Raw genomic sequence first — 519 nt, 5'->3', positions numbered from 1 at the left:
AGGTTTTCCTGGATCTGCAGGCGTCGCGCGAACATGTCGACAATGCGCGCGATCTTCGACAGGCCCAGCACCTTGCCGGTCGGAATGTAAGCCACGTGAGCCTTGCCAATGAAGGGCAGCAGGTGGTGTTCGCACAACGAGTACAATTCGATGTCCTGGACGATGACCATTTCATCGTTGTCGGAGGCGAACAGCGCGCCGTTGACGATTTCTTCGACGCTTTGGGTGTAGCCATGACACAGATACTGCATCGCCTTGGCGGCGCGCTTGGGGGTATCCAGCAGACCTTCGCGATCCGGATCCTCACCAAGGCCAACCAGAATGTCACGATAATGCTGCGGCAGGGATAAGCTCATCAGATTGATCCTCGGGGCGGCCTACTTGACGTGCCGTCCACCGTTTACGGTCAGTGTTGTGCCGGTGACATAAGTGCTGTCCAGAAGATAACGCAGGCTCTGGTAGATCACTTCTGCACCCGGCTCTATGCCCAGGGCCGATTTGGCCAGGGCGTTGGCGCGG

1 protein-coding gene and 1 pseudogene are annotated in these 519 nt (G+C 58.0%); both read right to left on the bottom strand.

The window, feature by feature from the left end; translation table 11 throughout:
- Positions 1 to 356: GTP cyclohydrolase I FolE (folE, locus tag BZK31_RS28360; RefSeq protein WP_157900826.1), on the bottom strand; the 356-nt coding region annotated here is incomplete at its 3' end.
- A gap of 21 nt (positions 357 to 377) precedes the next feature.
- Positions 378 to 519 (bottom strand): annotated as a pseudogene (locus tag BZK31_RS28355) (dihydromonapterin reductase); the annotation flags it as partial.

Source organism: Pseudomonas floridensis (assembly GCF_002087235.1).
In the GTDB taxonomy this organism is placed as follows: Bacteria; Pseudomonadota; Gammaproteobacteria; order Pseudomonadales; family Pseudomonadaceae; genus Aquipseudomonas; species Aquipseudomonas floridensis.
The sequence above is the reverse complement of the archived record's forward strand: the minus strand, read 5'-3'. Positions and strand labels throughout refer to the sequence as shown.